The organism is Bacillus sp. EKM202B (assembly GCF_011066025.1).
GTDB classification, from domain to species: Bacteria; Bacillota; Bacilli; order Bacillales; family Bacillaceae_G; genus Bacillus_A; species Bacillus_A toyonensis.
In genome coordinates this window covers 1-9,534 of record NZ_JAAMNK010000062.1, presented here as the reverse complement: position 1 = coordinate 9,534, position 9,534 = coordinate 1, and the positions used below count along the sequence as shown (strand labels likewise).

Annotated in this window: 10 protein-coding genes; 4 read left to right on the top strand and 6 right to left on the bottom strand. The window is 29.6% G+C overall.

What is annotated here, in order from left to right; all coding sequences use genetic code 11:
* On the top strand, positions 1-261 hold a 261-nt coding region (locus G9F74_RS29930; RefSeq protein ID WP_483861490.1), incomplete at its 5' end, for a disulfide oxidoreductase.
* A gap of 135 nt (positions 262-396) precedes the next feature.
* On the opposite strand, the gene G9F74_RS28960 is transcribed toward G9F74_RS29930, so the two are convergent.
* Positions 397-957, bottom strand: coding sequence for a MerR family transcriptional regulator (locus tag G9F74_RS28960; protein WP_000421199.1), 561 nt, complete (start codon positions 955-957; stop codon positions 397-399).
* 732 nt (positions 958-1,689) lie between these two features.
* Between G9F74_RS28960 and G9F74_RS28955 the strand changes: the two genes are divergently transcribed.
* The gene (locus G9F74_RS28955; protein ID WP_016107577.1) at positions 1,690-1,860 is read left to right on the top strand and encodes a hypothetical protein; all 171 of its coding nucleotides are present in this window, start codon (positions 1,690-1,692) and stop codon (positions 1,858-1,860) included.
* A 568-nt stretch (positions 1,861-2,428) separates the two neighbouring features.
* Here the strand turns inward: G9F74_RS28955 and G9F74_RS28950 are convergent.
* The 5 genes from G9F74_RS28950 to G9F74_RS28930 form a co-directional block, all read right to left on the bottom strand.
* Positions 2,429-3,067 (bottom strand): MarR family transcriptional regulator, encoded by a 639-nt coding sequence (locus G9F74_RS28950; RefSeq protein ID WP_000170177.1) that lies wholly within the window; start codon positions 3,065-3,067, stop codon positions 2,429-2,431.
* Between the two features lie 208 nt (positions 3,068-3,275).
* Complete coding sequence (locus G9F74_RS28945; protein ID WP_016107576.1) at positions 3,276-4,742, bottom strand: plasmid recombination protein; 1,467 nt, start codon at positions 4,740-4,742, stop codon at positions 3,276-3,278.
* A 514-nt stretch (positions 4,743-5,256) separates the two neighbouring features.
* On the bottom strand, positions 5,257-5,895 hold the full coding sequence (locus tag G9F74_RS28940) for a putative bacteriocin export ABC transporter (protein ID WP_016107575.1): 639 nt from the start codon (positions 5,893-5,895) through the stop codon (positions 5,257-5,259).
* Between the two features lie 4 nt (positions 5,896-5,899).
* The gene (locus G9F74_RS28935) at positions 5,900-8,065 is read right to left on the bottom strand and encodes a DUF1430 domain-containing protein (RefSeq protein ID WP_016107574.1); all 2,166 of its coding nucleotides are present in this window, start codon (positions 8,063-8,065) and stop codon (positions 5,900-5,902) included.
* A 131-nt stretch (positions 8,066-8,196) separates the two neighbouring features.
* Positions 8,197-8,655 (bottom strand): hypothetical protein, encoded by a 459-nt coding sequence (locus tag G9F74_RS28930; RefSeq protein ID WP_016107573.1) that lies wholly within the window; start codon positions 8,653-8,655, stop codon positions 8,197-8,199.
* 214 nt (positions 8,656-8,869) lie between these two features.
* Between G9F74_RS28930 and G9F74_RS28925 the strand changes: the two genes are divergently transcribed.
* Positions 8,870-9,283 (top strand): thioredoxin family protein, encoded by a 414-nt coding sequence (locus G9F74_RS28925; protein WP_016107572.1) that lies wholly within the window; start codon positions 8,870-8,872, stop codon positions 9,281-9,283.
* A gap of 12 nt (positions 9,284-9,295) precedes the next feature.
* On the top strand, positions 9,296-9,534 hold a 239-nt coding region (locus tag G9F74_RS28920), incomplete at its 3' end, for a disulfide bond formation protein B (RefSeq protein ID WP_165406397.1).

The window sequence follows — 9,534 nt, the reverse complement described above, 5'->3', positions numbered from 1 at the left end:
GGAATAGCAATTATAAATAAAGATTATAAGGTAAGCACCTATAGCTTAATTCTTTCTATTATTGGAATATCTATATCAACTTATCATTACTTAATACAAAAAATACCACAATTATCAGATATATCAACATGCGGTAGAATACCATGTACTGGTGATTATTTAAATTGGTTTGGATTTATTACTATCCCATTCCTTTGTTTAATAGCTTTTCTAATTATTATTATTTGTAGTACTTCAATAATTAAAATCAACAAAAAATAGTATTAAAATAAAAACATAGTTATAACAAGGGAATGCTTGTAGACTGATCTATACTGCATTCCCTTATTGTATGTATGCTATATTTCTATTCTTCTTTTTCCGACATTAGAACCATACATAAAATACCGGCCAAATTTACTTTTTAAACAAACCGAAAAAACCTTTCCGTTTTTGTTTCTGATTTTGTGCCTGCATATCTCTAATGTTTTCAAGTAATAACTGATCTCGTTTCTCTAGCTTCTTCTCTATAAAAACTTCTAATTCACTATTTTTACCTTCTACTTCAGTTAACTTTTTCTCTGTATTCGCTAAATGCTCTTTTGTCGTAACCAATTCATTCGTAATTTCTTGCAATTTTTGAACGAGTGCTTGATTAAATTGATTTTGTAACTGTTGATTTTCTAATACTTCATTCAATTTCTTTTCTAATTCTGATTTTTCTTCTTTTGAAACAAACGAATCAAGTTCTCCGTTTCTCCATGACCGAACTTGATCGTAAGACCATTTTTGAGCCTGTATTTTTTCTTTTATTGCTTTTAATTCTTCTATATTTTCCTTCGAGTATCTACGATGCCCTCCCTGGCTTCGCTCCGTTTGTATGTTAAATTCGTTTGACCATACCTTTAACAAATCGGGTGTAATACCCAAAAGATCTGCAACAATTTTCGGTGTATGCATTTCCGATTTTAGTTCCAATTTTTATTCCTCCCCAAAAAACGGAATACGTTTTTCACTTAAAAAACACGATTAAATCAACATTCCAATCAAAATCGGAATGTACTTACAACCGATATGAAAACCGATTTTAAAAACGATTTAATTTCCGAAATACATTCCGATTTTACCACCGATATGTATTACTTCTCGATAATAACATCAAAATCTTTTTTATTTATACAAGATTTTATGCAAAAAAAGAATAGCTGGAATCCCTAGAATCCTCGCTATATCAATGATGTATAAAATCATGTATAAGAGATAAATAGACATAGAATCAATAATCCCTGTAAATACAAGGATTCTATCAAAGTATTTGCTACCGATAATGAGACGTTATGTTAACCTCACATGTATAAAATATACATCCAACTTTCAGCACCTTATTACTCTTCCCAAATGGTACAATTAGGAAAAAGGGAGAGATATTATGCTGTCTGTATTGTTTACAATGGTTCCACTCGTTTTTCTCATTCTGATTTGGGACAATCTTCGGCTGATTAGAAATAACTCCGAGCAACAGATCAAGCAAAATGAACAGATTATCAAACTTTTAGAAGAGAACAAACAGAAGTAAGAAGCGTTTCCCTCTTCAAAACGGGAGGGGTTTGCTTTACTTCCGATATCGAATTTTACGTTAACTAGCCCTTCTTGCTCTTTTTATTGTATATAGTTAATATATTTATGGGTAAATTTTACAGGAGGGGTTCGATGAAACTGCATGTAATTTGGGAGTTTATTTATATTATTATTCAAGCCTTGAAAGGACATTTTGTTTGGGGTATACCTTTGTATGTATTCTTGCTACCTTTGGCAATTATGATCGTTTTTTTATTAATTTCTCATAAAAAATCAAAAAGGAAAAAAATACTTCAAAATTAATTTTAAAATTCCTTGTTGAAAAAATAGCCATGTTGCATTCACATGGCTCTTTTTATTTCTTTTCCCCTTGTTTTTGGGTGTGAGTGCTGGCTCGTCGTGTGGGGGCGACACCCCACGAATTTAACGTAACTACATATAGAATAAGTTTATTACTTTAGACGATAGAACTAGCGGTTCGGCTGGTATAATTGCTAGTCCAAGTCGAGCAACTTAACCCCGTTTTTGGTCTGTTCGGCTTGGCGAAAGCTAAAAACCAGCCGAAAAAAGTTCTGCAAGGACAGAAAAAAAGAAAAGGCGATAGCCTTTAGGTGAGGATTAACGAACCAACTTTTTTCCTGAAGGTGGAGATTTTTGAGCGTTGTTTGCTCAAAAATACTACCTGTTCCTTGCGGAACTTTTAGCTATATATATAAGAGTGAGAAGAGCAAAGTGAAAAAAGTCAGTAATATCAAGGGTTTATAGAAGATAAGGTGTCAAAAAAAAGTGACACCAGTGTCAAAAAAAAGTGACACCTAAAAAAAGGTAAATGGAAACAAAAAAAAGAACGCAAGATAATTTTTGCATTCTTTTAAAATAAATAAATCGGTAATTTATGTTTTTTCTTTCCTTGATCTTCAACTTTAAAATTTCTTAATGAATCCCTAAAAATATGTTGAGTTGCTTTATCTATTCCATCTTTAGGAGAGCAGCACATAACATTTGGATTTACAAACCATGTACGACTAGTACAAACCCGTCCATCTTCAGTTGTAACACCTGATTGTGCAACCGCTAATACTCCCTTTTTTAATAAACCATTCATAACACTAGAAATACTTTGACGAGTCATTTTAAATTTTTCAGCTAAATATGTAGGTGATGCTGGATTATTTGTCTCACGTTCTACAAGAACATTGGTTTTAAATTCAACAGATGAAGTTAGTTTGAATAAAAAAGCTTCTTCCTTACTGCTTAAATAACCTATTTCAATCAGATAATCTATATTATCCATTATAATCTGCACAAATCTCACCCGATCTGTAGGTTTTTTCTTTTTACCTATGAAATATTCTTCGCCACCAGACATTTTACTTAACATCTGTAAAAGCATAGCTCTTTCTTCTTCTGAATAACCACCAGTTTGCAACTGATCATAAATACTATCAATCTTACTATCTCTTATTTTCGCTTTTTTTTCAGCTTGTCCAAAATCTACAACTTTTGTCATAAAATAATTCTCTCCCTTAGTGGAAGGAATCAACTTTTATATGTTAGAATGTATATAGAATATATATTGGTTGATTCCAACCTTATTATGAAAAACCGCCTGCCGTCCAAAGCATGGGCGGTTTTTCTCGTTTATACGTCTTTCTTTATAATAACATGAAACACCTTGTTAAAGCTTTCCATCTCTTGCAAAAACATAACATTCAATCCTATCTTTCTCTATCAAGATCTCGATGTCTACTTATTTCTCTCTTATGTTCACGTTCAAATTGATTATCTACTCCCTTGCTACCCAATTCATTTTTAACACTCTCTCTAAACGCCTTAAATTGCTCTTTAAAAACTTTTTTCGTTTGTACATACAAAACTCTTATATTCATCTGTAAATCCTTTATATAAGCTTTTAATGAGCTAATTTCTCTATTTAATACCCCAACCTCTTTTTGCAACTTACTTTTTTCTTGTTTCAACGTTCTATTTTCTTTCATCCATCCCTCTGCATGTACTTTTAAACTCTCATTCTCTTTCACAAAGTCTGTCTTTTTCAAACGCTCATAATCCTTTTTGATAGTAACCGCTGCATTCACTTGCTTTATTACTTCTTGATATTGTTCTGGTGATAACACATAATTTCTTGTCTGTTTCTTCGTGATCTCAGCTTTTCCAAACATTTTATCCTGTACTTCTACTACTACTTCTTTACTTAAAAATGGAATTTTAACAGGTTCATTTGGTACTTGATCCGTAGCACTATCTAATTCTTTTTGCATTTGTGCTACTCTTTTTTCTAACTCTATATGACGCTGGCCAATTAACTGGAGCTTTTCGTTTTCACTCTCTACTTGTTGCCTTACTATCTCTAATTCTTTATACGTATCAACGACATCACTTTCCAAACTCGTTTTCGTTATTTCTAATTCGTTTGTTTTCTCTTCAACGTTTTTTAAATGATCGTCAATCGTTTGTAACTGTGTTTCTTTTTCTTCTACTTGGTTTTCAATAGTTGACTTTGCTTCTGCATACTCCTTGTATTGACGGACTTTCATGTACTTATGTGAACCAACATTAGCACGTTCAAAATTCGGAATGTGCTCTTTAGCCAAATGTTCAATATAGGCGGTTTCTAATGCTCTCCAATGTGCAATTAACTTTCTTCCCGTTCCTTCGACACCCTGTTGTTGCAAAGCTCTATCCATTCCGACACGCCTCGTTAATCCTCGACTACTTTCGAAATTCGGTACATAGTTAATATGTAAATGCGGATTCGCTTCATCATCGTGTAAAACCATGTTATAAACCGCTAGGTTTGGATTTCTCTCTTGAAACACCTCTGCATACTGTTTTAACGCTTCCTTTTTGGCTTCCCTATATTTCGAGTCGTCTTTACCTTCCCCAATTGCCACGACTAATTCTCGTTGCTCATGTGTCTTATCATCTTTATGTATTTTGTCATAATAATCATCAATTTTACGGTCATTCCGTTTTTGTTTCTCGTTATATTTATCCACTGCTTCTTGAAAGACATCCTTATATACACTTCGAATGTCCTTTTGAACAAAATAAATATTCTCATCTAACCTGGATGGATCGATGCCAGGATTCCCATGAATATTTTCCCTGTTATTATGGCTCAATGAACTTTGGTAAGATTGATTAAATGAGATAGAACCCAACATAAAGTGCCACCACTTCCCCTAGATTAATTGATACCATCAGTCTAGCAAAGCGACGAAATGATGTCAATTAACGTAACCCTATACGTATTTTGACGCTAACGCATCAAAATCGATAGGGATCTGCGACGCTTGTCGGCTTTGCCGAGCCATGCCAAACATGGCAAAATCAAACCTTGGGCTTTGCCCAAACCCACTGGGGAAATCTTCCCCAGACCCCATTTATCGAACTCCCCATCCCCTCAATCCTTGAGGGACTCCCTCGCCGGTAGGCAAGAACAAACAATCGTTTGTTCAATGCCAAGAGGGTTGGGTTGTAGACTAGTTGGTCAAGTCAAATACTCCCTTCGCTTCGCTAGGTCCGTTTTGATTGACCAACACAAACAGCTACCTCTAATCTAATTCCTCACTAACCCTTTTTAATTCTTTTATAAAATCCTATAGATTTTAATAAACAAAAAAATAAACAGCCAAAAAATATATTAATTTTTTAACTGTTTATTTAAAAGAACTAATGCTAGCCCAAATCAATTATTCTAGAAAATGAATTTTGTAAATCAATATCATGAGTAACAACAATAATAGTTTTTCCTTCATTATGAAGCTTCTTTAACAATTTAATTACTTGATCACGATTCTCTCTATCCAGCGATCCTGTAGGCTCATCGGCCAAAATAACATCACATTTTTTCAATAAAATTCTAGCTAACGCAAGTCTTTGTTGTTCACCACCACTTAAAGTATAAACTTTAGTTGTTAAAGAACAAGATAACCCAACTTGTTTTAATGCATCTTCCATTAAAATCTTTTTCTCTTTTTTAGAGATCTTCTGAAATTTAAGTGCAACTTTCAAATTTACCTCAACTGTTTCATTATCCATTAAAGCATAATTTTGAAATATATAACCTAACTTATTTCTAAACAGATTTTTTCTATTTTTATATGGATTATCATCTCCTTGAATAATAACTTTACCACTATCTGGTTCATCTAATAACCCAATTATATTAAGTAATGTAGATTTTCCCGCACCACTTTTTCCCATAATACCAACAAATTCATTATTATAAACACTAACATTAAAATCTTTAAAAATATATTGATCTCCATATTTTTTGGTAATATTCTCTAATTTAATACCTATTTCTTCTTTCATATACTCATCCCTCTTTAATAATTTGTACCATTTTCTTTTGTTCACTTTTCTTAATCAGTAAATAAATGAATAAATTCTCTAAAAGAGAGATACAAAAAATAAGACCTATAAAATTAAACTTCTCTAATATACATAAAATTAATATTGAAACAAACCAAATAAAATTAGTAAACAATAAATAAAACTTATGTCTTTCAAAATAAGAATAACCATGTATTCTCTTAATAGTATGTTTCAGTTTATATTGTTCTAAATAATTTAATGTTGTAAACATACTTATAAACAAATAAGCTAACAAAACAACAAATAAAACAACTAAAGATTGATATGCTCTTTCCAAATGCATTTGAATTATACTTTCAATATTATCGTAAGCATTATAGAGTTCTGGATAAAATTTTTGTAACCCTAAATTTTCAATCTGATCCTTAATGCTATTATATGGTTCTTTTTTATCTAATAACTTTATAAAATAACCACTATTTCCAACAGCTGTATCATACCATGCAGCCTCATTACCATTTGCATTAGTTAATATCATCGCGATACCATCATAAAAATGATTATTAGTATCTGCTGCTATATCATTAGAAAAAGTAAAATACGATTGATTGTTCTCTATCCAAATTATATTTACCGTTATATCCTCTTTAAAAGGAAGCTCTTTACCAGCATCTCTTAAAAAAGTGTTCTTAACTTTATATTTTTGAAGATAATATTCTTTTTCAAAATATCCTCTTAATTCTTTTTCTTCTTTTTTATACTTTTCTGGAACTAAAACCGTAAGTTTATCATCATTTTCTTTAATATCAATTAACTTACCATCTAGCCCATATATTGGATTTAATTTTAAATAATTATTATTTATGAGTATTGTTTTTTCTTCATAAACAGAGACACCTTTAAGTTCTATTCCATTCTGTTTTGCTATATAGGAATCAGAAAATTGTATTAAAATTGCACCTCTGTCATTTGTATACTTAAATAATTTATATTGTTTATCAAACATTTCAAGAATAGCTTTAGGATTATTACCATTTGGTAAAGGCGCTTTAGTTGGCATAATTCCATACGATTTCATTTGTTCCCATTCATTTGCGTTTTTATAATAATATCGATAAGAATCCAGAAAAGTAATATAAGAAACAAAAAGTAAATATAATATAATTACTGAAAAAATCACTTTCATCAGACTATTTACAATTTGGATTTGCTTTAAAGGTTTTTTATTTTTTATACTTGCAGAAATAGAAATTCTACCAACTCTAAAAAAAACAAGAGACATAATAAAACAAACTACCATACCAATTATAAATTGGTAAAAAAAGTAATTCGTTATTGTCTTAAACCAATACAAATTAAATAATAAATTTTCTACTGTTATAAAAATCACAACAATTATAGTAGAAATAATTAAAGCTGAAAAATATAATTTAAATATTTGTAGAAAATATTTCTTCCAAATATCTAAAGGCATATAACCGTTTAATAATCTAATAGCGGAATTTTTATACTCTAAAAAATAATAATAAATAATCATAAATAATGATAAAACATACAATAAAATAATAGGAACTATTCTTAACCAAGATGAATCAATAACAGGATTGTATTCATAACTAGAATAATTAATTTTCATACCTAAATCTTTCTGTAATTTATCTATATAAAGATTAATTTTATTTTTATCTTTTAACAAAACTATATAATCTCCAGCCACTGATCTATCTTTAGGAAACGATTTTAAGGGTTTAATACTAAAATCAATTCCCTTTTTATAAGAAAATATTTCTCCTGTTACACTCTTATCTTTTAATGTGGAAATATTAAATTTATCGGATTTATCATTTGGAAACACTCCATCTAACAGTGAAAACTGTTTAAAATAAAGGTCTATATCATGTGTAAAATAAACATATTCTACTGATTTGTTTTCTGGATATATAGATTTAAATACATTCGCATTATAATCATCAGAAACCCTAAATAATATTGATAAAAACTTCTCTGAATCAATTTTCAAAGCGTTCTCATCAATGGTCATAACAAAACTATCTTCTTTTCCTGCTTTTTTCATTGAATCTTCTTGTTTACTAGAAATCAAATCAAAATATACAAAAAATGAAAAAGAAAAAATAACTATGTATAAAAGAAATATAAATCTTTTCATATATACTCTCTTTCTTCAAATTAATTAGATTAATTATGTTACTAAATTAATAAAAAGAGAGCCTAAAGTCATTATAAAATAAGACTTTTTTATACTCTCTTTTTCTTCTATCTAATTAAATTAAAAATAAATTATTGAACATCATAGTATGATTTGTAAGTATTTAATTCATAAAAATATGGTGATGTAGTATAAGCTTCTACTCCTGGATCTTTCCATTTACCATAACCATATTTCCCATTTGCCATAGCTGATGCTTTGTGTACTCTAGAACCATGTTCATATTTAGAATATTGAGCCCAATCACGATTCCACCCCATTGTTTGACCTTTACACCAATATCCACCTTCTATATTATCAAAACATTGTCCAGCTTTTGGTGCCCATCCTCTATATTTAGAGTTTTCGCCTTTAATTACAGGTTGTTCACCATTCTCAACATCTGTATAACCAAATTCTGTATAAATCATATTTGGTGTAGAAGAAGATGTTTTTTCTTCCGCCGCAAAACTTGTTACTGGTGAAACCAATACAGCACCACATAAACCTAAAGATAAAATCCCCTTAGATAAAAAACCTTTATTCGACATACAAATACCCCATTTCTCTATATTTTTCACTGATTTAAATCAGCACAAAACAAAATTTAGCACAATTTTCAATAAAGGTCAAATATTTACAAAAAATAAAAAATAAAGTAAAATTTAAAAAATCAGATAAATACAAGTGTGTTAAAATACATTTTTTCACCAAAAAATTAGCATGAAGTAATTATCACAACCACTAAAAACAAGGAGAAATAAAATGAAAAAAATTACTATCTTTAGTTTTATTTTCATCATATTTTTAATTATTTTATTTATATTTACAAATAAAAAAGAAACCAAAACAAACATTACGAACAATATACAAAACGAAATCAAAGTAAATGAATTACAAAATAATCTCTTAAAACAAGATGAAAAATTTGTTTATTTCTATCAAACAAATTGTAGTTATTGCAAAAAAGTTTCTCCTATAGTAATTCCTATAGCAAAAAAATTAAATATAGATATGAAAATGTTAAATTTAGAAGAAGAACAAAATGGCTGGAATCTCTTTAAAATTCAAGGCACACCAACTATTGTTCATTATAAAGATGGAAAAGAAATAGATCGTATTGAAGGGGAATATAAAGAAGAAGAATTTAAGAAATGGTTTAATAAAAATAAAGAATAAATAGGAGAAGAAATGAATACAACAAAAAAATCAGAAAACATCTTATTTATATCATGGGCAACATCATTCATTGCAACAAGTAGTAGTTTATATCTCTCTGAAATTATGAAATATGAACCTTGTACCTTATGCTGGTATCAACGTATCTTTATGTATCCATTAGTTATAATACTAGGAATAGCAATTATAAATAAAGATTATAAGGTAAGCACCTATAGCTTAATTCTTTCTATTATTGGAATATCTATATC

Excerpts from the sequence above, each read along its gene's own strand:
- G9F74_RS28955 (WP_016107577.1), top strand. The coding sequence starts at position 1,690 with ATGAAACTGCATGTAATTTGGGAGTTTATTTATATTATTATTCAAGCC.
- G9F74_RS28950 (WP_000170177.1), bottom strand. The coding sequence starts at position 3,067 with ATGACAAAAGTTGTAGATTTTGGACAAGCTGAAAAAAAAGCGAAAATA.
- G9F74_RS28945 (WP_016107576.1), bottom strand. The coding sequence starts at position 4,742 with ATGTTGGGTTCTATCTCATTTAATCAATCTTACCAAAGTTCATTGAGC.
- G9F74_RS28940 (WP_016107575.1), bottom strand. The coding sequence starts at position 5,895 with ATGAAAGAAGAAATAGGTATTAAATTAGAGAATATTACCAAAAAATAT.
- G9F74_RS28935 (WP_016107574.1), bottom strand. The coding sequence starts at position 8,065 with ATGAAAAGATTTATATTTCTTTTATACATAGTTATTTTTTCTTTTTCA.
- G9F74_RS28930 (WP_016107573.1), bottom strand. The coding sequence starts at position 8,655 with ATGTCGAATAAAGGTTTTTTATCTAAGGGGATTTTATCTTTAGGTTTA.
- G9F74_RS28925 (WP_016107572.1), top strand. The coding sequence starts at position 8,870 with ATGAAAAAAATTACTATCTTTAGTTTTATTTTCATCATATTTTTAATT.